Annotated in this window: 23 protein-coding genes and 1 pseudogene; 16 read left to right on the plus strand and 8 right to left on the minus strand. The window is 41.5% G+C overall.

What is annotated here, in order from left to right; translation table 11 throughout:
- The 3 genes from ACSLP7_RS10635 to tsaE form a co-directional block, all read right to left on the minus strand.
- A complete protein-coding gene (locus tag ACSLP7_RS10635) occupies positions 1–1,200 on the minus strand; it encodes an alanine dehydrogenase (protein ID WP_435579282.1) in 1,200 nt (399 codons plus the stop codon).
- 535 nt (positions 1,201–1,735) lie between these two features.
- Positions 1,736–1,873, minus strand: coding sequence for a hypothetical protein (locus ACSLP7_RS10640; protein ID WP_435579283.1), 138 nt, complete (start codon positions 1,871–1,873; stop codon positions 1,736–1,738).
- A gap of 181 nt (positions 1,874–2,054) precedes the next feature.
- Positions 2,055–2,489 carry a tRNA (adenosine(37)-N6)-threonylcarbamoyltransferase complex ATPase subunit type 1 TsaE gene (gene tsaE / locus ACSLP7_RS10645; protein ID WP_435579284.1) on the minus strand — a complete coding sequence of 145 codons (435 nt, stop codon included), beginning with the start codon at positions 2,487–2,489 and terminating at the stop codon, positions 2,055–2,057.
- Positions 2,490–2,892: 403 nt separating this feature from the next.
- Here tsaE and ACSLP7_RS10650 point away from each other — a divergent pair, with 403 nt between their 5' ends.
- A complete protein-coding gene (locus tag ACSLP7_RS10650) occupies positions 2,893–4,662 on the plus strand; it encodes a helix-turn-helix domain-containing protein (RefSeq protein WP_435579285.1) in 1,770 nt (589 codons plus the stop codon).
- Here ACSLP7_RS10650 and ACSLP7_RS10655 read toward each other — a convergent pair.
- A complete protein-coding gene (locus ACSLP7_RS10655; RefSeq protein WP_435579286.1) occupies positions 4,631–6,178 on the minus strand; it encodes a response regulator in 1,548 nt (515 codons plus the stop codon). The two genes, ACSLP7_RS10650 and ACSLP7_RS10655, sit on opposite strands and share 32 nt — an antisense overlap.
- A 36-nt stretch (positions 6,179–6,214) precedes the next feature.
- Between ACSLP7_RS10655 and ACSLP7_RS10660 the strand changes: the two genes are divergently transcribed.
- The 11 genes from ACSLP7_RS10660 to ACSLP7_RS10710 all read left to right on the plus strand — a co-directional run bounded on the left by ACSLP7_RS10660 (position 6,215) and on the right by ACSLP7_RS10710 (position 17,427).
- Entirely contained in the window at positions 6,215–7,441 is a 1,227-nt protein-coding gene (locus tag ACSLP7_RS10660) for an HD domain-containing protein (RefSeq protein ID WP_435579287.1), read from the plus strand.
- Between the two features lie 99 nt (positions 7,442–7,540).
- The gene (gene lpxD, locus ACSLP7_RS10665; RefSeq protein WP_435579288.1) at positions 7,541–8,566 is read left to right on the plus strand and encodes a UDP-3-O-(3-hydroxymyristoyl)glucosamine N-acyltransferase; all 1,026 of its coding nucleotides are present in this window, start codon (positions 7,541–7,543) and stop codon (positions 8,564–8,566) included.
- Complete coding sequence (locus ACSLP7_RS10670; RefSeq protein ID WP_435579289.1) at positions 8,559–9,962, plus strand: bifunctional UDP-3-O-[3-hydroxymyristoyl] N-acetylglucosamine deacetylase/3-hydroxyacyl-ACP dehydratase; 1,404 nt, start codon at positions 8,559–8,561, stop codon at positions 9,960–9,962. Before lpxD (ACSLP7_RS10665) ends, ACSLP7_RS10670 begins: the two co-directional genes overlap by 8 nt.
- Positions 9,963–9,977: 15 nt before the next feature.
- Positions 9,978–10,760, plus strand: coding sequence for an acyl-ACP--UDP-N-acetylglucosamine O-acyltransferase (gene lpxA, locus ACSLP7_RS10675; protein WP_435579290.1), 783 nt, complete (start codon positions 9,978–9,980; stop codon positions 10,758–10,760).
- 5 nt (positions 10,761–10,765) lie between these two features.
- Positions 10,766–11,332, plus strand: a complete 567-nt coding sequence (efp, locus tag ACSLP7_RS10680; RefSeq protein WP_272832446.1) for an elongation factor P — start codon at positions 10,766–10,768, stop codon at positions 11,330–11,332.
- A gap of 60 nt (positions 11,333–11,392) precedes the next feature.
- On the plus strand, positions 11,393–12,334 hold the full coding sequence (gene lpxD / locus ACSLP7_RS10685; protein ID WP_435579291.1) for a UDP-3-O-(3-hydroxymyristoyl)glucosamine N-acyltransferase: 942 nt from the start codon (positions 11,393–11,395) through the stop codon (positions 12,332–12,334).
- Between the two features lies 1 nt (position 12,335).
- The gene (locus tag ACSLP7_RS10690; RefSeq protein ID WP_435579292.1) at positions 12,336–12,740 is read left to right on the plus strand and encodes a nuclear transport factor 2 family protein; all 405 of its coding nucleotides are present in this window, start codon (positions 12,336–12,338) and stop codon (positions 12,738–12,740) included.
- Between the two features lie 71 nt (positions 12,741–12,811).
- Positions 12,812–13,684, plus strand: coding sequence for a succinate--CoA ligase subunit alpha (gene sucD / locus ACSLP7_RS10695; RefSeq protein WP_291188027.1), 873 nt, complete (start codon positions 12,812–12,814; stop codon positions 13,682–13,684).
- A gap of 117 nt (positions 13,685–13,801) precedes the next feature.
- Positions 13,802–14,548 (plus strand): 3-oxoacyl-[acyl-carrier-protein] reductase, encoded by a 747-nt coding sequence (fabG, locus tag ACSLP7_RS10700; protein ID WP_291188030.1) that lies wholly within the window; start codon positions 13,802–13,804, stop codon positions 14,546–14,548.
- Between the two features lie 22 nt (positions 14,549–14,570).
- The gene (locus ACSLP7_RS10705; RefSeq protein ID WP_435579293.1) at positions 14,571–16,601 is read left to right on the plus strand and encodes a VWA domain-containing protein; all 2,031 of its coding nucleotides are present in this window, start codon (positions 14,571–14,573) and stop codon (positions 16,599–16,601) included.
- Between the two features lie 10 nt (positions 16,602–16,611).
- Entirely contained in the window at positions 16,612–17,427 is an 816-nt protein-coding gene (locus ACSLP7_RS10710) for a prohibitin family protein (RefSeq protein ID WP_435579294.1), read from the plus strand.
- A 16-nt stretch (positions 17,428–17,443) separates the two neighbouring features.
- Here the strand turns inward: ACSLP7_RS10710 and ACSLP7_RS10715 are convergent, their stop codons facing one another.
- The 4 genes from ACSLP7_RS10715 to ACSLP7_RS10730 form a co-directional block, all read right to left on the minus strand.
- A complete protein-coding gene (locus tag ACSLP7_RS10715; RefSeq protein WP_435579295.1) occupies positions 17,444–19,234 on the minus strand; it encodes a sodium:solute symporter family protein in 1,791 nt (596 codons plus the stop codon).
- Between the two features lie 2 nt (positions 19,235–19,236).
- On the minus strand, positions 19,237–19,881 hold the full coding sequence (locus ACSLP7_RS10720; RefSeq protein ID WP_435579296.1) for a hypothetical protein: 645 nt from the start codon (positions 19,879–19,881) through the stop codon (positions 19,237–19,239).
- The gene (locus ACSLP7_RS10725) at positions 19,881–20,693 is read right to left on the minus strand and encodes an OmpA family protein (protein ID WP_435579297.1); all 813 of its coding nucleotides are present in this window, start codon (positions 20,691–20,693) and stop codon (positions 19,881–19,883) included. Before ACSLP7_RS10725 ends, ACSLP7_RS10720 begins: the two co-directional genes overlap by 1 nt.
- 309 nt (positions 20,694–21,002) lie before the next feature.
- Positions 21,003–21,434 carry a hypothetical protein gene (locus ACSLP7_RS10730; protein WP_435579298.1) on the minus strand — a complete coding sequence of 144 codons (432 nt, stop codon included), beginning with the start codon at positions 21,432–21,434 and terminating at the stop codon, positions 21,003–21,005.
- 129 nt (positions 21,435–21,563) lie between these two features.
- Here ACSLP7_RS10730 and ACSLP7_RS10735 point away from each other — a divergent pair, with 129 nt between their 5' ends.
- From ACSLP7_RS10735 to ACSLP7_RS10750, 4 genes and pseudogenes are all read left to right on the plus strand, one after another.
- A complete protein-coding gene (locus ACSLP7_RS10735; protein WP_435579299.1) occupies positions 21,564–22,247 on the plus strand; it encodes a hypothetical protein in 684 nt (227 codons plus the stop codon).
- A 131-nt stretch (positions 22,248–22,378) separates the two neighbouring features.
- Entirely contained in the window at positions 22,379–23,356 is a 978-nt protein-coding gene (locus ACSLP7_RS10740; protein ID WP_435579300.1) for a hypothetical protein, read from the plus strand.
- 162 nt (positions 23,357–23,518) lie between these two features.
- Positions 23,519–24,040, plus strand: a complete 522-nt coding sequence (locus tag ACSLP7_RS10745; RefSeq protein WP_291187336.1) for a DinB family protein — start codon at positions 23,519–23,521, stop codon at positions 24,038–24,040.
- Positions 24,041–24,723 (plus strand): annotated as a pseudogene (locus ACSLP7_RS10750) (hypothetical protein); the annotation flags it as partial.

The following is a 24,723-nucleotide window of genomic DNA, read 5'->3' on the forward strand; positions in this document are numbered from 1 at the left end:
TTAGAAGATCAAAAGGTTGATATCGCTGTATTTCATGTCGAACCAATCAGCCACAGACTTATTGGTTAAAATACCGCGGTAAAAATACAACCCATTTTTCAATCCGGAATCAAAACGAATGGCATTTTCAAGGCCACCGCATTCACCCATTTGCAAGAGGTAAGGAGTAAAAATATTACTGATGCTGATCGATGAAGTTTTTGGGTAGCGCGCCGGTATATTGGGCACACCATAATGAATCACACCTTCCTGAACCACAGTGGGTTTGTCGTGATTGGTAACCTCAGTGGTCTCAAAACAGCCACCCATATCTATGCTGACATCAATGATAACCGCTCCTGGCTTCATAGCAGCAACCATATCGCGATTTACTACCACAGGAGATCTGTTTTTGCCGCGAACAGCTCCAATAGCTACATCGCAGCGTTTTAATGCTTTAAGCAAGTATTTAGGTTGAATGGTAGAGGTGTAAAGCGTTCTGCCCAGGTTTGTCTGCAGGATTCGTAAGCGGGTCAAAGAATTATCAAACACCTTAACGTTAGCTCCTAAGCCTATAGCAGAGCGGGCTGCAAACTCTCCAACAGTTCCAGCTCCTATGACCACAACTTCTACGGGAGGCACACCGCTTATATTGCCAAACATCATTCCGTTGCCCTGTTTATCATTGGCCATGATCTCAGAAGCAATTAAGACCGACGCAGTACCAGCAATCTCACTTAGCGCACGTACAGCCGGATAAGCTCCGTCTTGGTCTTTTATAAATTCAAAGGCAAGCGCCGTGATTTTTTTCTTAGCTAAAGCTTTAAAATAACTAGCTTGTTGTGTTTTGAGCTGGAGTGCTGATATGATGATGGTGTTTGGATTGACCATCTCCAATTCATCAAGGGTAGGGGGTTCTACTTTAAGAACAATAGGACAACCAAATACCTTTTTAGTGTCATTGGTGATGCTAGCACCTGCTTCTGAATAGTCCTTATCGGAGAAACTCGCTTGCTCCCCAGCCTGAGATTCAATCAACACCTTGTGACCGTTAGAAACTAGTGCCCCAACAGCATCCGGTGTTAGACAGATTCTACGCTCTTGAAAGTAAACCTCTTTAGGTATTCCAATAAAGAGTTCGCCGTGTTCTTGGGCTATTTCAAGTTTTTCTTCCTGAGGGAGTAATTCAGCTTTAGTAAAAGGAGATAGCTGCTCAGCCATGGTTGGGTGTTTAGTCTAACCCAAGATACAATAAAAGTAAATGAAGTTCCAAATGGAAGATTCTAGCGGAAGAGGTCTTTAATTTGACCCCAAAGTGTTTTTTCTTGAGCTAATTCTTCTTCGAAAGATCTTAGATCATTCCCGCGAATTGTATTAAAAAGCTTGGCTCGAATAAGGTAAACTAAAGGAACGACAACAGCCATTAAAGGGATTACATAGTACAGTTCAACTTCATCGTAGTTCTGACTTTCGTTTATGAGACCCCATAATTGAAAGGAATAGATTGCAATGGGTACAAGTATAATCCAGTGCCACCAGTGCTTACACGTAAAGAACCAGAGTAGTAATATGTACAATGGCACTATCTTTCCAGTTAGATACCAAGTGTAAGCATACCAGCTTTCGAATCCAGTGCTAGCATCAAACAAAGGAGTTTCCCAGATTTGAGTGTCTGGGAAACTCTTGTAAGCGTATAATAAAAAACGGAGTTATAGCTATTAAAAGAACAACTATACCACCAAGGAATAGTTTTTTACTATCCTTGTCTTGGGACTTTAAAGGTTCCGTCGTGTTGTTGTTCGGTTTGTTCATCTTCAATACTTTCAGGTGTACAAGAAGTCATTAGTCCAAACCCAAAGAGTGCAACGATCAATAGTAATTTTGTAGCTTTCATGTTCTGTTTTTTTGTGAGGTTAATAGTACAAACCTAGTCCATTAAAACAGAAGTTTTCGAACTATTATCACCTTAACTTAGCTGATTGTCTTTTTTCAGAACATGCTTTAATCAGCGTTTCAGGTTCTAATATCCCGAATATTTTACTACAACATTTTTTGTCCTACAAATTTCTAATTACTTAAGTAGGCCGAGCGATCGTTCGCTCAATTTTTAGATTTAGGGTTCTTGTATTATCTGCATTACGGCTTAACCGTAAAATGTTATACGTTTGATCCAGTAGAAACTCTACCTTCTCTGGCCATTCAATAAAGACCCAATTTCCGGAATCCAGATACTCAGTAAAACCCAGCATCTCTGCGTCTTCCGAAGACTTTAACCGATAACAATCAAAATGAAAAATCGGTCCATTTTTGGACGAATATTCGTGAACTAATGCATAGGTAGGACTGCTAATTTGGTCCTGGACCCCCAACTTCTTCAATAACGCCTTCAACAGGGTAGTCTTTCCTACTCCAAGCTCACCGTACAACAGTACGATTCGGCCTTCAAGGTTACAGTGCAATGCTTCAGCAATTGCGTCAACCTCCTCTAATTTGTACGTAAAACCTGTCATTTACTATTTACGAACTTTACAAATGTAATAAATTATCGATGATATCAAAATTTTATCGATTAAAAGCATCTCGATGTAAGAAAAATAGAAATGCCAATTACGGCTATAATACATACTCTCTGTAAATCAAGGAGTTAAGAGCTTTTACCGATACAACAAAATTAACAAAAAAAAGCGATGAAGAAATTGCCGCGTTCGTAGTTACTCCCCTATTAGTACTAAAATGCAAGACGGCAATCGTTCATCGCTTTTCAAACTTAAGTAGAGAAGCTTTATTAAAAAAGAAATTGAAATATGGATTCATAAAATGCGAGGCCAACTCAGTACTTAGTTTTATGAATTTGTAGAAATGATATTATGAATGCACTTGCTCATTTCTTAAATTCAAATAAATCTGCCACAAATGATTCGATATACTTTTATTGCTCTTTTTATTGTGTTCCCTTACTGCTATGGGCAAAACACTAATTTGAATAGTGAACCAAGTAATAACTCTGTGTCTTTAACTTCTTTTAGTGACGAAGAACTACTTAGGAGAATTGACAAATACTATTCTGACACATTAAAAGTCAAGAAATATGCTGCTGAATATATCAGAAGGGCCAAGGTAGTTAAAGACTCAATTATGATTGCTCGGGGTTTTGATAGGTTGAGTAGAATGAAATTTGATAAATCCTCACTGAAATATATTGATAGTATATTAAAATATACACAAAATAAAGAGCATCGCACATACCCATCTTTGGCCTACACCTTAAAAGCTCATATCTATCAAAACGTGAATGATGTTTCACTTGCAATGGACAATTACATTTTGGCCTATGAATACTCAAACAACCAATTAAATAAACTTTACAATAAACAACAGTTGCTAAATCTTTACTACGATTGGGGTAGTCCCAAGGTTATAGTCTCAAAGTCATATGAACTTTTAGATGAAACCATCAATCTTAACTTTGAAAAAGAGATAAAGAAATATGTAAGAAAATCTATTATTATATCTGATAGTTTGATTGCTGAAGAAAAGGCATATTGGATTTTCAATGCTAACGACATGATATGCGTTAGCCAAATTTTATCTAAAGACTTTAGCAATGCAAGAATATACTTGGATCGAAATAAAAATATAATAACAAATATAAATAATAGTGATCTTAAAAGAAGATATAAGATTAGATCAGCAGAATTGGATTATTATGATGGTAATTATATTTCATGCATTAACAAGCACATAGATTTAATTAGTGTGCATAGTTCGGAAAATTCACTAAACAATTCATACTTCTATTTGGGAGCTAGCTATATGAAGTTAGGTCAATTTGATAAAGGACTTTATCATTTGAAAAAATTAGATTCAATTTTGACAAACCAAGAATTTATAACCCGAGATTTTATAGAGATGTATGAAATTCTAAAGAATTATTACAGCAATAGGGGCGACATACAACAAGAAGTACAATATTTAAATAAATTAATCCATGCCAATAATTTGATTTTTGAGACTGCCGCTAAAATATCACCAAAATATCAGGAGGAATTCGAAACCCCACAACTCCTGGCAGAGAAAGAAAAACTCATAGCTCAGCTGGAATGGGAGCAAGGTCGGGAGAAGCGCAAGCAGCTTTTTACAGGATTTTTGCTCTTGCTTAGTTTGGGGGCAACCGGCTATTACTTTTGGAAACAACGTCAGTATAAGAAGCGATTTGCAACTATAGTTAAGGATGGTTTAACCCCTAATATAGAGGAATCTAGCAAACAAAAACGGAATGAGATCTCCGCTGAAATTGTGGAGGATATTCTTAAAAAATTGGAGCGCTTTGAGTCTAAACACCAATTTACGCGCGGTGATGTCTCTTTGCAATCAGTAGCTAAAAGGTTTAACACCAACTCCTCATATTTGTCCAAAGTAGTTAATCTCAAGAAGGACAAGAATTTTTCCCAGTATATCAGTGAGTTGCGCATTACCTATGCGGTAGATCAGTTACAGTACAATCCGAGATTCAGAAAGTATACCATCAAAGCCATCGCAGAGGAGGTTGGTTTTGGTAACGCTCAAAGCTTCTCCAAGGCTTTTAAAGCCAGGACTGGTTTGCATCCGTCTTATTTCATTCGGAATCTCAACAAGCAATATCCGTCAAATCCTACCTCGGATTCAATACTGCAAACGGAATGATCATCTCTTCCAGAGAAACCCCACCGTGTTGGTAAGTGTTCCGGTAGTAACTCACGTAGTGATTGTAATTATTTGGGTAAGCAAAGAACAGATCACCTTTAGCAAATATGAAAGAAGAACTCATATTAATTGCAGGTAGGTGAATATTCTTAGGGTCTTTGGCAGCCAATACATCCTTGTCTTCATAGGTCAAACTGCGCCCAGTTTTATAACGCAGGTTTAAACTGGTGTTCTTGTCACCGATCACCTTTGACGGATTCTTTACATTAATTGTCCCGTGATCTGTGGTGATGATCAACTTAAAGCCCATTTGAGCAGCTTGTTGAATGATTTCCAAAAGCGGGCTGTTCTTAAACCAGCTCTGGGTTAGTGATCGATAGGATTTGTCATTAGAAGCCAATTCCTTGATCACTTCCATCTCTGTTTTGGAGTGCGACAGCATGTCTACAAAGTTGTAAACTACAACCGTCAAGTCGTTGTTTTTCTGAGACTTGAAGTTGTCCACCAATCGTCTGCCTTGTTTTAAGCTTGAGATCTTGTGGTATTCCCACTTGATATCCATTCCCAATCGCTTGAGTTGGGCTCGTAAAAAGTCGTGCTCATGCATGTTTTTACCCCCCTCATCAGTATCATTGAGCCACCAATCCTTGTGCAAACGTTCCATCTCGCTAGGCATGAGTCCTGAAAAAATGGCATTTCGTGCATATTGAGTAGCTGTGGGAAGTATGCTGTAAAAAGCCTTTTCCTTTTCCTTCTTATAAGCATTGGACACAATGGGTTCAAAAGCTTTCCATTGATCGTAGCGCAAATTATCTACAACAACCAAAAGGGTAGGGCTGTCGCTCAATTCGGGCTGAATCCAGTCTTTAAATAGGGTATGAGACATAACTGGAGCCTCCTCCTGGTCACGGAACCAATCCGGGTAGTTCTTGTCAATGAATTTACAGAACTGCGTATTGGCTTCAATTTTCTGAGATTCAAGTATCTCAAACATACCCGTGTCCTCAATATCTTCCAATTGCAATTCCCAATAGATCAATCGCTGATAGAGCTCTGCCCACTCTTCATGGGAATTCACCATGGACATATCCATAGCGATCTTTCTGAATTCCTGTTGATAGTCTGATGTTGTCTTTTCAGAAACCAAGCGACTGTGATCCAAGTTCTTTTTTAAGCTCAGCAGGATCTGATTTGGGTTTACCGGTTTAATAAGATAATCCGCAATCTTAGCACCAATGGCCTCTTCCATAATATACTCTTCCTCACTTTTGGTGATCATTACCACCGGCAGGTTGGCTTGCTTTTCTTTGATCTCAGAAAGTGTTTCTAAGCCCGTTAACCCTGGCATATTCTCGTCCAAAAAGACAATATCAAACTGTTGCTGCTCGATCTCTTCTAAGGCTTCTGTACCACTTTGAGCGGTGGTCACTACATAGTTTTTCTTTTCCAGGAATAGGATATGAGGTTTGAGTAAATCGATCTCATCATCGACCCACAGTACTTTTATGTCTGTCATATATGTATCTTTGCGCTTGAGGCTTAAATAATAGGTTTGAAAAACCGTAAGAAACTTACTCTCTTTAACGATCCAATTTACGGATTTATTACCATCCCAAATGCTTTGGTGTTCGATCTGATCGAGCATACGTACTTCCAGCGTTTGCGCCGCATAACTCAAATGGGAATGTCCTATTTAGTATTTCCTGGGGCGCATCACACGCGCTTTCATCACGCTTTGGGCTGTATGCATTTAATGCAGAAGGCCGTACAAGTACTTCGTTATAAAGGAATTGTGATCAGCACCGAGGAAGAGGAGGCACTTTATGTTGCTATTTTGTTGCACGATATTGGACACGGACCTTTCTCTCATGCACTAGAGCATAGTTTGGTCACAGGAGTGGATCACGAGCAAATTTCATTGCAATTCATGGAAGCGCTCAATAAAAACTTTAACGAGAGATTAACGTTGGCCATCTCAATATTCGACGACAGCTATCCCAGAAAGTTCTTACACCAATTGGTCTCTGGACAGTTGGATATGGATCGTTTGGATTATTTAAAGCGAGATAGCTTTTACACAGGCGCCTCAGAAGGTAATATCAATAGTGAGCGCTTGATCAGTATGCTCAATGTGGCAAATGACGAGTTGGTAGTGGAATCCAAGGCGATTTATAGTGTAGAAAAGTTCTTGGTTGCAAGACGCCTCATGTACTGGTCCGTTTACCTACACAAAACCGGCTTGGCTGCAGAACAGGTCTTGATCCGTGTCTTACAAAGGGCTAAAGAGCTTATATCACAAGGCGATCAATTGCAAGCCAGTGAACCCTTAATGTTCTTTTTAAAGCGCGATTCTGATGTGTTTGAGCAAGAGGCTCTAGCACATTTTGCCCGTTTGGATGATCACGATATCATTCAGGCGCTAAAAGGTTGGTGCGATCACAAAGATCCAGTGCTTTCAAAGCTTTCCAATATGATATTAGATCGGGACCTGCCAAAAGTCAAACTCAAAAATAAAAAGCCCAAAAAGGCCGATGTAGACAAAAAACGAGAAGCCCTGGCAAAAGCTTGGGGAATCTCTGTAGAGGACACCGATTATTTCATCTTTGACGGCAAGGTGACTAACCGTGCTTATCGCAGTGATAGTGAGAATATTAATCTGCTGAGCAAGAACGGAAAGCTCATTGATGTTGCCAAGGCGAGTGACCAGCTCAATCTTAAGGCTTTGACTCAAGAAGTGACCAAACACTATCTGTGTTATCCCAAGGCCAAACATTATTAATTTTTTCTATTTTTGCATGAATTGAAAGCGCAGGATGAGCAAAGCGTATAACCACAATTTTTACATCTTTAGACCGCTTCCAAACGCATAACAGCACCTATGAAATTTACAGCGACGCAGATAGCGGGCATTTTGGAAGGGGAAATAGAGGGGAATCCGGAGGTAGAAGTTTCAAAACTCGCCAAAATAGAAGAGGGTTCTCCAGGAAGCCTTACCTTTTTATCAAATCCAAAGTACACGTCCTTTATTTATAAGACGCAGGCTTCAATCACCATTGTCAATAAAGACTTTAAGGCGGAGGATACCCTTGATACCACCTTGATCCGTGTAGACGATGCTTACAAAGCATTTTCAACCCTTTTGGAATACTACAATCAGGTAAAGATGAACAAAACCGGGATTGAACAACCGGTGTTCATTGCGGAAAGTGCTAATTATGGGGACAACCTTTATATGGGAGCCTTTTCCTATTTGGGAGAAAACGTCACGATTGGAGCGAACGTAAAGATTTATCCAAACGTATATATAGGTGATAATGTAACCATCGGAGACAATTGTGTGGTTTTTGCTGGAGCAAAGATCTACTCGGAATCTGTTATTGGTAATCACTGCGTGGTCCATTCTGGAGCCATTGTTGGTGCAGATGGATTTGGATTCACTCCGAATGAAAAAGGAGAATATCAAAAAGTACCACAAACCGGAAACGTGATCATTGAAGACCACGTGGATGTTGGTGCAGGAACAACAATAGACCGAGCCACCTTAGGCTCTACCATTATTAGACGCGGCGTAAAGCTGGACAACCAGATTCAGATTGCCCATAATGTGGAGATCGGTGAAAATACAGCCATTGCTGCCCAATCCGGGGTTGCAGGTTCTACTAAGATTGGCAAGAATTGTCTGATCGGCGGACAGGTTGGAATCGTTGGTCACATAACCATTGGAAACAATGTACGCATACAAGCCCAAAGTGGTATTGGCAGAAATGTCAAAGACAATGAAGTGTTACAAGGATCTCCAGCTTTGAATTACGGAGATTACAACAAGAGTTATGTACACTTCAAGAATCTTCCTAAAATAATAGATCGTCTCAACACTATTGAAAAAAACCAAAACAATGAGTGAAACTGGCGCCAAACAACGCACCATTGAAAAGGAAGTATCCCTTAAAGGTGTAGGTTTACATACCGGAAAGGATGTAACACTGACTTTTAAACCAGCACCTGAAAATCACGGCTACGCCTTTGTTCGTGCCGATCTAGAAGGAACGCCGACCATTGAAGCAGACGCCAATTATGTTGTGAACACCCAACGTGGAACCAACTTGGAGAAGTTAGGCGTGAAGATCCAAACTTCTGAGCACGTATTAGCTGCGCTAGTAGGTATGGAAGTGGACAACTGTATTATTGAGTTAGACGCTTCAGAACCGCCAATTATGGACGGTTCTTCCAAGTTTTTTGTAGAGGCTATTGAAAAGGCTGGTATTAAGGAACAAGAAGCCCTGCGCGAAGAATATGTAGTGAAAGATGTGATCTCTTATAGCGATCCGGAAACGGGAAGCGAGATCATAGTTATGCCCGCAGATGAGTACCAGATCACCACTATGGTAGATTTTGGAACCAAAATATTAGGAACGCAAAATGCCAACCTAAAACACCTTTCAGACTTTAAAGATGAGATCTCTGATTCGAGAACCTTTAGTTTCTTGCACGAGATCGAAACGCTTTTGGATCATGGCCTTATTAAAGGAGGTGATCTGAATAACGCCATTGTTTATGTAGACAAGGAATTGTCTGCAAAGACCATGGATAAATTACGTGAGGCCTTTGGAAAAGATTCTATTTCCGTAAAACCAAACGGAATCCTCGATAATTTAACGCTGCATCACCCTAATGAAGCGGCTAGACACAAGCTTTTGGATGTAGTAGGGGATTTAGCCTTGATCGGGACGCGAATCCGTGGAAAGGTCATCGCTAATAAACCTGGGCACTTTGTAAACACCCAGTTTGCCAAGAAAATGTCTAAGGTGATCAAAATGGAGCGTCGTAACAAGGTGCCAAAATTTGATTTGAGCAAACCGCCCGTTAAGGACGTGAACCAGATCATGGCCATGTTGCCGCACCGTCCGCCATTCCTATTGGTTGATAAGGTTTTAGAACTCAGTGAATCTCATGTAGTAGGACTCAAGAATGTGACCATGAATGAGCCTTTCTTTGTGGGTCATTTTCCAGGAGCTCCAGTAATGCCTGGAGTACTTATCGTGGAAGCCATGGCACAAACAGGAGGAATCCTCGCCTTGAGCACTGTTCCAGATCCGGAGAACTATTTGACCTTCTTTATGAAGATTGACAATGTGCGCTTTAAACAACAGGTAACACCTGGGGACACTCTTATTTTTAAATTGGATTTGATCAGCCCGATCCGTCGTGGCATTGTGCATATGAAGGCCTCAGCTTACGTAGGCGACAAGCTTGCAACAGAAGCTGAACTTATGGCCCAGATCGTTAAATCCAGAGAATAATATTACTTTCAATCCATGAATCAACCTTTAGCATATGTGCATCCCGGGGCAAAAATCGCCAAGAATGTGGTGATTGAACCCTTTACTACCATCCACAATAATGTGGTGATTGGAGAAGGAACCTGGATCGGATCCAACGTGACCATAATGGAAGGTGCGCGTATCGGGAAGAATTGCAATATATTTCCAGGCGCTGTAATTAGTGCTATTCCGCAGGACCTTAAATTCAACGATGAAGATACCATAGTTGAAATTGGTGACGGAACCACTTTGCGCGAGTACGTAACTGTGAACCGTGGTACTGAGGATCGAGGAAAGACTGTAATAGGTAAAAACTGCTGGATCATGGCTTACTGCCACATTGCCCACGACTGTATTGTCGGCGATAACTGTATCTTTTCTAACAACAGTACGCTTGCGGGACACATCACGGTAGGAGATCATGTGGTTTTAGCGGGAATGACTGCAATTCAACAGTTCTGTACTATTGGTAATCACGCCTTTGTAACTGGAGGTTCTTTGGTGCGTAAGGATGTGCCGCCTTATGTAAAGGCAGCTCGTGAACCCCTTTCTTATGTAGGGATCAATTCTGTTGGATTGAGACGAAGAGGATTCTCTACGGAGAAGATCCGTGAGATTCAGAACATCTACCGTATATTGTATCAAAAGAATTTAAACAATACCCAAGCCGTTGCGATCATTGAGGCAGAAATGGAAGCCACACCAGAACGCGACGAAGTACTTGAATTTATAAAACGATCTAAACGAGGTATCATGAAAGGGTACTTCAGCAACTAATAACTATGGCAAATACTTCTGACATCCGCAAAGGACTTTGTATTAAATACAACCACGATATTTATAAGATCATTGAGTTTCTTCACGTAAAGCCAGGGAAAGGACCTGCCTTTGTACGTACTAAACTAAAGAGTGTGACCACTGGAAAAGTAATTGATAACACCTTTTCTGCAGGACACAAGATTGACGATGTGCGCGTTGAAACACACAAGTTCCAGTATTTGTACAATGAAGGGGAGACCTTTCACTTTATGAATACGGAAGATTACACGCAGATCCAGCTTCAGAAAGACGCTCTAGACACACCAGAGCTTATGAAAGAAGGAGAAGTGGTTACGGTGATCATCAACTCAGAAGACAATATGCCACTGTCTGTAGAAATGCCTCCTCACGTTATTCTTGAGGTAACCGCTACAGAACCGGGTGTTAAAGGAAATACTGCCACCAATGCAACTAAGCCTGCAACGGTGGAGACTGGCGCTACAGTGAACGTGCCTTTGTTTATTAATGAAGGCGATAAGATTCGCGTAGATACTGAAAAAGGTAACTACCAAGAGCGCATTAAAGAATAATAGAAATTACCTGCTGTAAACGTCCCATGAAAATGGGGCGTTTTTTATATTTTTAGGATTATGAAGTTTCCGAAAGTACATACACTTAAAGAGATCGCTGCACTGATCGGTTCTACTTATGTTGGAGCCGATGACTTTCCTGTGGAAGGTATGAACGAGATTCACGTGGTGACTCCAGGAGATATTGTATTTGTGGATCATCCTAAATACTACGACAAAGCGCTAGAATCTGCAGCAACGATTGTGTTGATCAATAAGGAAGTAGATTGCCCGGAAGGAAAAGCCCTTTTGGTTTCTGATGATCCTTTCCGTGATTTCAACAAACTGACCAAGCATTTTATGCCGTTTGTGTCTGCTTCTGCACTAATTGCTCCAACAGCGAGCATTGGTCACGATACACAGATTCAACCCGGCGCATTCATTGGGAACAATGTTACCGTAGGTGCAAATTGTGTGATTCATGCGAACGTAAGCATTTACGATCATTGCATTATTGGTGATAATGTGACCATCCATTCCGGAACGGTTTTAGGAGCAGATGCCTTCTATTACAAAAACAGACCTGAAGGCTACGATAAACTCCTCAGTGGTGGCCGTGTGGTCATTCAAGACGATGTTGACTTAGGAGCCTTATGTACCATTGACAAAGGGGTTACTGGAGATACGACCATTATGAAAGGGACCAAAATTGACAATCAAGTCCATATTGGTCATGACACCGTTATTGGTGAACGCTGTCTTATTGCCTCACAAACCGGAATTGCCGGCTGTGTGATCATGGGCAATCAAGTGACCGTTTGGGGACAGGTTGGAATTACCAGCGGAATCACTATTGGAGACAAGACGGTAATCTCTGCCAAAGCAGGGGTGAGTAAATCCTTAGAAGGCGGGAAGCACTATTTTGGTATTCCAGCCGATGAATTCAGAAAGAAATACAAAGAAATAGCCTCCATCAGAATGATACCAGCTTTGATGGAGCAAATCAAACAGCAAAACAAATAATATGTCTAAAGAAGTAGTACGTAACTTTTACAAGGCCGATATATTAGGAGATCCAACGGTTTTAAAGACCTATTTCCACCCAGAGATCAGTTTGATCTGGAACAGCAATGATGGATTGACCATTATGAATTACCAAGATCTGGAAGGCTTTTTTGGGGAGATCAGAAACACTTATGACGATTTGAGAATTGAAGTGAGTCACCTTTTACAGGACGACAACTTTGTGACCATCAGATACAAATACTACGTCAGTACTTTAGAGAATCCAGAGGAGGAGTTGGGAATTGCTCACTTTATCGCTATTTGGGAGATCAAAGACGGACAAATGTATCGTGGTTATCAAGTGAGTCAACCGGTGACAGAACTAGACGACACCACCGAATCTTATCATAAAGTTAAAGTCTAGTCCACTTATTTTTTAGGAGATAAAAGTGTATTTTTGTACTCCGAAAAACCAAATGTAAATTACAGCTACACATGAGCGTATTAGTCAATAAAGATTCTAAGATAATTGTACAAGGCTTCACAGGGAGCGAGGGAACTTTCCACGCTAGCCAAATGATCGAGTACGGAACCAATGTTGTTGGAGGTGTGACTCCTGGAAAAGGAGGACAATCACACTTGGATCGCCCGGTATTCAACACAGTTGCAGAAGCCGTTAAAGAAACTGGTGCGGACACCACGATCATCTTTGTACCACCAGCCTTCGCTGCAGACGCTGTTATGGAAGCTGCAGATGCAGGTATTAAAGTAATTATCACTATCACAGAAGGAATTCCTGTTGCTGATATGATCAAAGCATCTAATTATATAGCTGAGCGCGACTGTCGCTTGGTAGGACCTAACTGCCCAGGAGTTATCACTCCAGGAGAAGCCAAGGTTGGTATTATGCCAGGATTTGTTTTCAAAAAAGGTAACGTAGGTATTGTATCTAAATCAGGTACATTGACTTATGAAGCTGCGGACCAAGTGGTGCGTCAAGGTCTTGGAATCACCACTGCTATTGGTATTGGTGGAGATCCAATCATTGGAACGACAACTAAAGAAGCTGTTGAAATGCTGATCAACGATCCAGAAACCGAATGTGTGGTTATGATCGGAGAGATCGGTGGGCAATTAGAGGCCGATGCAGCTAATTGGTACCAGAACAGCGGAAGCAAAAAGCCAGTAGTTGGATTCATCGCAGGTGAGACTGCTCCGAAAGGAAGAACTATGGGTCACGCTGGTGCTATTGTAGGCGGAAGCGAAGACACTGCTCAGGCCAAAAAACAAATTATGCGTGAGTGCGGAATTCACGTGGTGGACTCTCCGGCAGAGATCGGCAAGAAAGTCGCTGAAGTGCTGGGATAGGCTGTTAAAACTTTTAAGAAGAGACCGTGTAAATTACCATAATTTTATACGGTCTCTTTTTATTTAAAGCCTCCTCATTTACTATCTTTACCATTCAACCAACTAAAATTTACCACTTTGAAAATACTTGAAGGAAAAACAGCGATCATTACCGGCGGAAGCCGTGGAATCGGGAAGGGAATAGCTGAGGTATTTGCTGCCCACGGAGCCAATGTAGCTTTTACCTATAGTTCATCTGCAGAAGCAGCGAACGCCTTAGCAGCTGAGTTAAACGCAACTGGTGTAACTGCAAAAGCATATCAATCCAACGCCGCTGATTTTGAGCAATGCGAGGCATTGGTAAAACAGGTTTTGGAAGATTTTGGAACTGTAGATGTTTTGATCAACAACGCTGGGATCACTAAGGACAACTTACTCATGCGCATGAGTGAAGAGGACTTTGACAAAGTGATCGAGGTTAACCTCAAGTCTGTGTTCAATATGACTAAAGCCATTCAACGTACGTTCTTAAAACAGCGCAGTGGTTCAATCATCAACATGAGTTCTGTGGTAGGTGTCAAAGGAAATGCAGGACAAGCCAATTATGCAGCTTCTAAAGCGGGAATCATTGGATTCAGTAAGTCTGTTGCCTTGGAGTTGGGATCGCGTTCTATTCGTTGTAATGTGATCGCGCCTGGATTCATTGAAACGGAAATGACTGCGAAATTGGATCCAGATACTGTACAAGGATGGCGTAATGCAATCCCACTAAAGCGCGGAGGGCAACCAGAAGATATTGCCAATGCCTGTGTATTCCTAGCCAGTGACCTGTCAGCCTACATCACCGGACAAGTAATGAATGTAGACGGTGGTATGCTCACCTAATACTTAGACTCTAAATTAATTAATGTCCGCAACGACCCTTTTATCTCTTATTGCTGCTGCAGTTATTGCTTTTGGGTTGTCTGCGTATATGTATGGTTTTAAATCACGATTGAACCTGAGACTCCGCTGGATTCTTGGGATTCTTCGTTTTATGACCTTATTGACCCTAGGTGTTCTTTTGGTCAATCCGAAGATCAAAAAAGAAACCTACACCACTCAAAAGCCAGCATTGAACATATTGGTTGACAATTCAAGCTCTTTGGAGAATTTGGATCGAGATAGTTTGGTGACCAATTTGAGTAACGCCCTAAGCACAGATACTGAGCTTATGGAGCGCTTTGATATTACTGCTTATCAATTCGACCAAAGCTTTGGCCCACTGACTGACTTGAATTATCAAGGAGTCACTACAAATATAGCCGACGGTTTGAGGGGCCTAGAAACTATATACGGCGATCAGAACGCTGTTACTGTTTTGCTTAGTGATGGAAATCAGACCTTGGGTAGCGATTATGCCAGTTTGGCAAGCCGTCTCAAGAATCCAGTATTTCCTGTGGTCATGGGCGATACTACCCAATTTGAAGATCTGCGTATCACCCGTTTGAACGCAAACAGATACGCTTATCAAGACAATGAGTTTCCGGTAGAGCTCTCTTTAGGGTATACAGGAACTGGTGCCGTAAATTCGGTATTGATCATTCGAAAAGGAAATCAAGTGGTAAAGAGGCAGTCGCTCAGCTTTGACACTCAAGCCAATGCCCAGACCCTGCAAGTGCTGCTTAAAGCAGATCAGGTGGGAATACAAACCTATACTGCAGAACTTCAATCCTTGAGCAACGAGAGAAACACCAGTAATAATAGACAACAGTTTGCGGTAGAGGTTATAGACCAAAGCACACGAGTTGCAGTGATTACCACCATTCAACATCCTGATCTAGGAGCACTCAAAAAGTCCATAACTACTTTAAAACAAAGAGAAGTCAAGGTTATGGAACCGGCTCAGGCAGTGGGTAATTTAGATGATTATCAATTGGTCATTCTGTATCAACCTGACTCTAGATTTGCACCCGTATATCAAGAGCTCAGCGAACTCAAGAAGAACCGGTGGACCATTACAGGCCTACAGACGGATTGGAATTTTTTAAATGACGTTCAACTTAGATATGCCAAAATCGGGGCTGGCGGAGAGGATCAAGTTTCTGCAGAGACCAATAGAAACTATCCCATATTTGCTATGGACCCTGTGGATTTTAGCGGTTATCCACCCTTGATCACCCAGTTTGGTAACTTGGATGTTTTTGTGCCCTACGATGAACTCTTGAGTCAGACTATTTCTGGTATTTTCACTGAATCACCTATGTTATTCAGTTTTGAAGCGGATGGAGTCCGTGAAGCCGTTTGGGATGCACAGGATCTATGGCGATGGAGAGCACATAACTTCATTGAAACGCGCGGTTTTGACCAATTTGATGATCTGGTCGCTAATATGGTGCAGTATCTCTCGTCTAATAAACGCAGAAGCCGATTGAATGTATCCTACGAATCCTTTTACTACAGCAATGCCCAAATTGGGATTCAAGCGCAGTACTTCAATGAGAATTACCAATTTGATCCAGAAGTAAGTCTGAATTTGACATACACAACAACAGATGGCGTTAGCCAACGTTTGCCCATGCTGCTTAAAAACAACTATTACCAAGCAAACCTAGACGGATTGGCCGCTGGTGTCTATGATTTCACAGTCACGGTTGATGGGCAGGGCATAGCTAGAAGTGGGCAATTCACCATTTTGGATTTTAGTGTAGAGGATCAATTGCTAACACCAGACGTGCTAAAACTAACTGCCTTGGCAGAGAACTCTCAAGGGAGTGTTTTTTATGAGGATCAATTGGAGGAGATCAAATCAGCATTAATTGCAGATGATCGCTTTGTCCCTGTTCAGAAAAGTAGGCAAAATGTCGTACCTTTAATATCCTTAAAATTCCTGCTCGGATTGCTCGGATTACTACTAGCAATAGAGTGGTTTACCAGAAAATATAACGGTTTAATATAATCTTTCAACCATGGAAAAATTACCCAAACTTGGCGTCCCATTGATCATCGGAGCCATTGTCATAATTATCATGTTATTCAAATCCTTTGTTCGCATAGAAGCGGGTTATGCGGGTGTACTTTATGAAACCCTCAGCGGTGGTGTAGATCCTAACAAGCCTGCGATGAAGCAAGGATTAAACTTTGTAATGCCTTGGAATGAGGTGATCGAATACGAGGTGCGTCAGCAAGAAGTATCAGAAAAGATGGATGTACTCTCTTCTAACGGATTGGAAATTGAATTGGACGCCTCTGTACTGTATCAGCCAGATGCGAGTCAGCTCGGAAAATTACACAACGAAAAAGGAGAGAATTACCTGTCCCGATTGGTACAACCGGCAATTCGTTCTGCTGCGCGTTCTGTAGTTGGACGCTATACTCCAGAGCAATTGTACTCTACCAAGCGTGACGCTATTCAGGATGAGATCTTTGCAGAGACCAAAAAGATCTTGGATGAGGAATACATTCAACTCAACCGTGTCTTGGTTCGTGACGTTACTTTGCCACCAACTATTAAAGACGCTATTGAGCGTAAGTTAAAGCAAGAGCAGGAATCCTTGGAATATGAGTTCCGTTTGGAAAAGGCAGAAAAAGAGGCGGAACGTCAACGTATTGAGGCAGAAGGTAAGGCAACGGCCAACCGAATTCTAAGTGCTTCTTTGACTGATAAGATTCTTCAAGAAAAAGGAATCCAAGCTACTTTAGAGCTCTCTAAATCACCAAACAGTAAAATGGTGATCATTGGTTCTGGAGATGACGGACTACCGCTTATTTTGAACAACAATTAATCAAATCTAATTTGATCTAAGAGGCGCTGCTGTTTGTAGCGCCTTTTTTATTGCGCCAAAGTCGATAGATTCCATACCCGGAAACAGCGGTGATGGATAAGAGTACTAGGGCACCAACAGCATTTCCGTACAAGGCATAACCAAATCCAAACAAAGCGGTATAAACCAATAAGATCCCTAATAACATAGAACCGAGATCTGCAGTAAAATTGTCTCTAGATTCATTGAGTTGAAGCGACTCCTCTTTTGCCTTGCGTTTTAAACCGTTCCAGCCATTGCCATAAGGAGTTATCGCGTTGTAAAAAGAAACCAATTTATCCGTGTCTACAGGACGAGTAACCAAGGTGACAACAATCCACGTCAGTGTAGTGAGCACAACCCCGATGACCAATTGATAGTGTCCGGCTATTTCTGGTCCAATAGAATCATGAACAAACTCAAAATAAAGGGCAATCAAGAATGAAACGATCATTCCGCTGATTTCTGAATAGGCGTTAACACGCCACCAAAACCAGCGCAGGATAAAGATTAAACCTGTACCAGCTCCAATCTGCAATAGAATTTGAAAAGTTCCTAAGGCGTCCGTTAAATAGAGCGCCACACAGGCTGAAAAAATCATCAGCAATACTGTTGAAAGACGTCCTACGGTAACCAATTCCTTTTCGCTGGCTTCTGGTTTTACAAAGCGTTGGTAGAAATCCAAAGCGATATAAGAAGATCCCCAATTTAAATGCGTAGATATCGTGCTCATAAAAGCAGCGATCAAAGAGGCTAAAACCAAACCGAGTAAACCTGCTGGTAGTTTGGTCAACATGGCTGAATAGCCCAAATCGTGACCTAAAACCGTATTGGGGAAAGCCGCACCAATATCCGTCAATTCAGGATAAAGTACCAAGGAGGCTAGTGCAATTAGAATCCATGGCCAGGGACGCAAAGCGTAATGAGTAATATTAAAGAGCAGGGTAGCGCCAATGGCGTTTTTCTCATCCTTAGCAGACAACATACGCTGCGCAATATAACCACCGCCTCCAGGTTCGGCTCCTGGATACCAAACCGACCACCATTGTACAGCAATTGGAATGATCAATAAAACGATCAATGATTCATTATCAGAAAAATCTGGAAGGAAACTCAATTTGTCCGAGACGTTGGGGTGGGAGAGCATTGCTTCCAATCCGCCTACTTCTGGCAGATTAATAATGTAGTATGCTGCCCAAACAGAGCCGACCATGGCTACAATAAATTGTAAAAAGTCTGTAAAGATCACTCCGCGCAATCCTCCCAAAGTACTGTAGATCACCGTAATGATACTGGCATAGAGCACACATTCCCATGGCTGTAATCCAAACATCACACCACCGATCTTTATGGCCGCCAAACACACTGAAGCCATAATGAGCACATTAAAAATCACTCCCAGATAAATCGCTCTAAATCCGCGTAAGAAAGCCGCAGGCTTACCGCTATAACGGAGCTCATAAAATTCAAGGTCCGTAACTACCTTAGAACGGCGCCAAAGCTTGGCGTAGATAAATACGGTAAGCATTCCTGTAATGAGAAAGGCCCACCAAGCCCAATTCCCAGAAACACCGTTTTGACGAACAATATCTGTAACTAGGTTAGGAGTGTCTGCAGAAAAGGTTGTTGCGACCATCGAAATTCCAAGCAACCACCAAGGCATATTTCTTCCGGAGAGGAAAAACTCTTTGGTGTTCTTTCCTGCGCGTTTGGTAACCACCAAACCGATAATCGTAAATACAATAAAAAATCCGAGGATGATTCCCCAATCCAGTGTGGATAAAGACATGTTTAGTAGTTTTTCAGTCGCTCAGCTTGACCGACCCAGTTATCGCGTTCCATACGCCCTGGGAAAAAGTCGATCATTTCCGTCACGGTCTGAATATCTTCCCAATTGAATCGACTGATCTGATCATAGGTGTAAATCCCAATCTCATTGAGCTTTTGTTCAATATAAGGTCCTACACCAGAGATCTGGGTGAGATCGTCTTTGTCACTAGCACTGGCATATCCAAAATTATCAAAGTTCAATTCCTTTTTCTCTAAGGCCTTTTGATAGGTAGCGCTAGCTTTTGCAGCTACTTCTTGTTGGGTTCTGACTTGTTTGGTCTCTGTAGTTTCTGGAGTTGGAGTATTGACAACTACAGGTGCAGGCGGTGCAGGAGGAGGTGCCTGCTGAGAGCTGCGTGTTCTACTTTCTATGGTTTCGATGATCTTTGGTTCGATCTCCGTGTAGAGCACCTCAATATCTTTAGCCGCTTCATTTTGACGCTCGTCCAACTCTTTGCGAAGTTTTTTGATGGTCTTTTTATGTCTGCCGTTATTGAGTTGTAGGCTCGCCAAATATCCAATAAGGAAGGAACTCAGCATCAAGATGCTGATCTCTAAATAAGCTGACCACATTTCATTGGCGAATATGTCAGAGAGTCCCTCCATTAATTAAATATGATTTCTATACGTCTATTTTGATCCCTTCCTCGCTGTGAATTGTTGGAATCAATAGGTTCAGATTCACCTTTTGACAAAGCCATTAATCGATTCTTATCCAAGTTCCCACGAGCGATAAAGAACCAACGGACCTGACGGGCATATTTGAGTCCTAAATTATAATTGTCTTGATAATTTCCAATATTGTCGGTGTGTCCTACGATCTTTACGGTCATTTCAGGACGTTCTTCTAATACTTGTTTGATCTCTTCCAAGGTGCTTTTCAGCTCATTGTTCACTAAGATCCCAGAATTGGTAAAGGTTGGGTAAACAACTTTGTTCTTTGGAATAGCCGTGGCCAAAGCAGCAACACGATCCGTATCTAGCGGGCCAAATTTGAAGGAAATCCCATTGCCGTAGGAATTTTGAGCGTCATAGGAAATGTCTTGTATGTCTGACTTAATCACGATTACTTCTCGTGGTACACCAGCAGCAACCAACTCTTCTTTAATAAAATCCCCTCTAATCACACCAAAGTTAGGGCTTCTGAACTCTTCATCTGCACTGTATTTGGAAAGGATGGTAACCTCCATATCTGGATGCTCCAAAAGATAATTCAAGACTTTGTATTTGTAATCGAGATTGCCAGCATCGCTATAAACCAAAGAGTCATTCTTTTTGATCTGTAAGCCTTGCTCGAAATAGAAAACCGTAGTTCCCTCGGCATCTTTACCCACAAGACCATCCAAAACTGGGTTTGGGTCGGGGGTTATAAGCGTGTTTGACGCGGCGAGGGTTGTTGTGATTGTATCTGCGGTCACTTGTTTTTCAAGTTGTTCTATAGAGTCTTGTTGCGCGGAGGTTTTAGTCCAAGACAGATTTGCAGGGGCTTTAATAATTGAATATAGCCACAGTGCGAAAAAGGTCCAAACGGCAAAAACCACAAAGGCTATTAGAAAATTCTTCATTAATGCACCCCAAATCCCAAATTAATGGACGAAAAATACTACAAAATCAACGATAAAGCTATAAAAATCTTCAATTTTTACGAACGATTTCAACGGGGAATTATTAACCTTTTGTGAACAAAAAGATCCAGCAATGCCCCTGACTTAACAGGGGCTTAGCAATTATTTCAAGATTCCTTCTGCAGTTGCCTTTTTGGAATACCAAACAAAGACTACCGATAAGATCAATACGATGATAGGCATAATCAAGGCTTGCGTGCCATATACCTCAAGAGTATTGGACAAAAAGAAGCCGTAGATCTGCTGACCGATCACACCTAATAATGAAAGCAAAAACAGGGGATAAGCAAACCGCTTACGGATCAACATGGCAATAGCACCTAAAAGTCCAAACCATACAGCAATTGCAAATGCAGCAGTGGCCCAAGAAGGCGTTGCTGCGTAGAGCTCCTGTTCTGCTGTAGGTAGCATTTTTAGGGCATCTTCTGTCATAAACGCTTGCCCTAAATAGGCGAGCACTCCAAAGATGTTCCATATTAACGCAACAATGGCGATCACCCAAAATAGGGCGGTGGGTTTCTTTGTTTCTGTCATGAGAAAATAGTTTAATTGATTAGTTGGACTAAATGTACAAATTCTCTCGGGATTGTGTTAAGTCCGCGTTAATTGGGGCTTTAGAGGCTATTTATAAAAATTTTGCACGATATTTGCTGTGTAATGCATATGATGAAGAGACTTTTTACTTTTATGCTGATAGGTGCAGGGCTAGTAGCTTACGGACAAATAGATAGCCCGACCGGTGTGGGTTCTGGTTTGGACATTCCATTCGGCTCTAGTAATGACGATGTCAATATTGGTGGCAGTAGCTTGAGCATTCCTAATTTTGGTTTGGACAATCCTGACGACAAACAAGGGTTTGGTCAATATAATGTCACCGATACCATCAGTATTGGGGAGACGGAGAAGGAAGGCATCAAATTCACTACAGACCGCGGTTTTGTCGATACCAAAACCGACAAGGCTCCAAAATACTTCACTAAAGACAAAGAAGAAAAGGACGAATACCGTCAAAACCAATTCTTTGGTCAATACAGCTCTGATGCCAAATTTGTGGTCTTGCGTTGTCGTGACCATGAGTTTGTGGATGGAGATCGTGTGCGTGTATATATGAATGGTCATGTATTGGTTCCCAACATTCGACTCGGAAGTGGATACCAAGACTTTGAACTCTTTTTAGACCCTGGAATGAACACCGTAGAGATCGAAGCGTTGAATCAAGGAACTTCGGGACCAAATACAGCAGAATTCATCATTATTGATGACGACGGAGCCCTGCTTTTTTCCAACGAATGGAATTTAGCTACAGGAATTCGCGCAAAATTCATAATTAATAAGCCGCAACAATAATCCCCGTATTTACTAGGGTTCTGGCTTATTTTACTTCTATTTTATCCAAGTAAACATTTATCGGTAAACACCGTTTTTCTACTATTTGCTGCTACTTTCATCTTGCCAATCGAAAAAATTGAAAAAGAAAGATGAAGAGAAGTATACTAATCCTGTTTAGTGCTCTTTTTTGGATATCCTGCTCTGATGACGACAAGGCCATTGATGTGGTCACGGAAGAAATCGAGTATGGTGCCGTAGTGAGGACCTTGCAATTCAATAATGCAGAATTTAACGTTAACGATCCGGACAGTATGTTCAGTGTTGATGTTGAAGTACAAGACGAACAGGATGGCGACCTGCTGGAAGCGGTAGATCTATTTGTCAGCTTTAAAGACAATACACCAGCAGGTGGTGACTTCTCAACTGGTGAAGCCGATTTAGGGACGCTATCCCCTGATGAATTCACAACGGGAGCCAATGGATTCCCAAGTACAACTTTAAATTACTCGCAAGCTGCCTTGGCAGAAGCTGTGGGGGTATCTCTAGCCAATGTAGCTTGCAGTGATCAATTTTTAGTGCGAGCGCGCATACGTCTTACAGACGGACGCTCTTTTACAACAGGCACAGCCAGTTCAATTATACTGGCTTACGAGACCTTTTTTAGTTCACCCTATTGCTACACCATAAATGTGGTAGAGCCTATAGATGAAGAATTGTTTACTGGAAATTATATCATGACTAGTGTGGTTGACGGCCCGTTAGGTCCAACATTCAATGAAATTGATCAATTGGTAGAGGTTACCAAAGCCCCACATTCCAATACAGTTAGACAAGTGCGACTAAAACATGTATTGTCTCATCCTACCAACGAACAGCCTAGAATTTATGAATTCAGTATTGTTTGTGATCAGGTAGTATTTAGAAAGAATCAGCTGTCCAGTGTGATTGGACAATGTACGTTTTCTTCTTCGAGCCCGATTTTACTCGGTCCAGATACAGAAAACGCTCCGGCAAATATCTTAGACGACAGTGTCTTTGAAGTTTGGTTTGTGGAAGGATATTTAGGATTTGATGGTCGCTGTGGTTTTGGCACAGCGCCTTCACGCATACGATTTACCAAACAGTAGATCGTAATTAATTCGGGGTTGGTTTCCCGATTCTCATACAGTTAGTGAGTAAATTAGTGTTGTTGCAACGCTCCCGCTTAGAAGTTATTTTGTGGTAATTTTAAACTTCTATCTCGGGAGCGTTCTATTTTTTGCTTAAATTGATTCTGTAAAATGAATCGCATGAAAGTAACTGATCTGAACCCCCAAGATTATTTTGAATACTATGAATTATACCTCTCCGCAGTCCCCCGTAACAAAGAACTTTTAGAAGCTTATAAGGAAAGTGGGGAAGAAGTGGTTGCTTTTTTGGACAGTATCCCTGAGGATCGTTGGAAACATCGTTATGCCGCTGGTAAATGGAGTGTAGCAGAGGTAGTGCAACACGTTATTGATACCGAACGCATTTTTATGCATCGTTGTTTTAGGATTGCTCGTGGTGAAAAGGCGAACATTAGTGGGTTTGACCAAGACGAGTATATTGAACCTTCCAATGCCGATTCAAAAAGTGCTAAAGAACTCATCGCAGAGTATGCGATGACAAGAGCATACAGCCTTTCCATACTCAATTCACTACAAGCAGAAGACTTTCATAGAAAGGGTCTGGCCAGTGAACGTCCTTTGACCGCAGGTGCAGCGGCCTTTATAGTTTTAGGTCATGAAATCTGGCATAATAACATTATTAAAGAACGCTATTTGAACTAAATGAAGCTTAGGGAGCGTATTGAGTCATTTCAAAAGGACAGTTGGCAACTGGAGGTCTTTATCTCTGGTGGGATTGTTTATTGGCTCTATTCCTTAACGGATAGTCTTCGTGACTTTTTCTTTGACTTCTATCCGATTACTTATACTTCTTCCAATCAAATTGTCTTTCTCTTTGGCCTTTATACCATAACACGAGCTTTGCTTTTTGGATTTGCAGCAAATCTGCTGTTGCGAGCCATTTGGCTGGCCTATTTAGGCGTAAATTATTGGTATCCTAATGATGTCAACAAAGAACGACTTCCCGACGCCCTCCAGGAAAGCAGGCGCCTAAATACAGGTAAATCCGCTCCTGAGCGATTACTGGCTATTGAGCGCTGGTGCAATCTCTCATTTTCATTTGCGGTGATCTTTGCGCTTTTTGGAACGAGTTTACTTTTAGTGCTTTCTGGCATCATTTGGGTCATTCTTCAAATCACTGGGGAGAGCTTTTTTGAAAACAGCTGGGTTACTTACGCTATGGTCATTGCATTGATCTTTATTCAGTTAGGGATTTTTGATGGATTGATCTATTCCAAAGGAAACAACAAAAGCCGTTGGGGTCGTTTTAGAGATCGAGTACTCGGTATTTTGGACCTCCTGTCGTTTTCTTTTTTATTCAAAAGGGAGTTTCTCGTCTTAAAAAC

The sequence above is a fragment of the Gilvibacter sp. genome (assembly GCF_965601605.1).
GTDB lineage: Bacteria > Bacteroidota > Bacteroidia > Flavobacteriales > Flavobacteriaceae > Gilvibacter.

Coding starts and splice junctions, on each gene's coding strand:
- ACSLP7_RS10705 (WP_435579293.1), top strand. CDS start 14,571: ATGTCCGCAACGACCCTTTTATCTCTTATTGCTGCTGCAGTTATTGCT.
- ACSLP7_RS10655 (WP_435579286.1), bottom strand. CDS start 6,178: ATGACAGACATAAAAGTACTGTGGGTCGATGATGAGATCGATTTACTC.
- lpxD (WP_435579288.1), top strand. CDS start 7,541: ATGAAATTTACAGCGACGCAGATAGCGGGCATTTTGGAAGGGGAAATA.
- ACSLP7_RS10640 (WP_435579283.1), bottom strand. CDS start 1,873: ATGAAAGCTACAAAATTACTATTGATCGTTGCACTCTTTGGGTTTGGA.
- ACSLP7_RS10720 (WP_435579296.1), bottom strand. CDS start 19,881: ATGGAGGGACTCTCTGACATATTCGCCAATGAAATGTGGTCAGCTTAT.
- lpxA (WP_435579290.1), top strand. CDS start 9,978: ATGAATCAACCTTTAGCATATGTGCATCCCGGGGCAAAAATCGCCAAG.
- ACSLP7_RS10710 (WP_435579294.1), top strand. CDS start 16,612: ATGGAAAAATTACCCAAACTTGGCGTCCCATTGATCATCGGAGCCATT.
- ACSLP7_RS10635 (WP_435579282.1), bottom strand. CDS start 1,200: ATGGCTGAGCAGCTATCTCCTTTTACTAAAGCTGAATTACTCCCTCAG.
- ACSLP7_RS10690 (WP_435579292.1), top strand. CDS start 12,336: ATGTCTAAAGAAGTAGTACGTAACTTTTACAAGGCCGATATATTAGGA.
- ACSLP7_RS10730 (WP_435579298.1), bottom strand. CDS start 21,434: ATGACAGAAACAAAGAAACCCACCGCCCTATTTTGGGTGATCGCCATT.
- ACSLP7_RS10735 (WP_435579299.1), top strand. CDS start 21,564: ATGATGAAGAGACTTTTTACTTTTATGCTGATAGGTGCAGGGCTAGTA.
- tsaE (WP_435579284.1), bottom strand. CDS start 2,489: ATGACAGGTTTTACGTACAAATTAGAGGAGGTTGACGCAATTGCTGAA.
- sucD (WP_291188027.1), top strand. CDS start 12,812: ATGAGCGTATTAGTCAATAAAGATTCTAAGATAATTGTACAAGGCTTC.
- ACSLP7_RS10670 (WP_435579289.1), top strand. CDS start 8,559: ATGAGTGAAACTGGCGCCAAACAACGCACCATTGAAAAGGAAGTATCC.
- efp (WP_272832446.1), top strand. CDS start 10,766: ATGGCAAATACTTCTGACATCCGCAAAGGACTTTGTATTAAATACAAC.
- ACSLP7_RS10740 (WP_435579300.1), top strand. CDS start 22,379: ATGAAGAGAAGTATACTAATCCTGTTTAGTGCTCTTTTTTGGATATCC.
- ACSLP7_RS10650 (WP_435579285.1), top strand. CDS start 2,893: ATGATTCGATATACTTTTATTGCTCTTTTTATTGTGTTCCCTTACTGC.
- ACSLP7_RS10745 (WP_291187336.1), top strand. CDS start 23,519: ATGAAAGTAACTGATCTGAACCCCCAAGATTATTTTGAATACTATGAA.
- ACSLP7_RS10715 (WP_435579295.1), bottom strand. CDS start 19,234: ATGTCTTTATCCACACTGGATTGGGGAATCATCCTCGGATTTTTTATT.
- lpxD (WP_435579291.1), top strand. CDS start 11,393: ATGAAGTTTCCGAAAGTACATACACTTAAAGAGATCGCTGCACTGATC.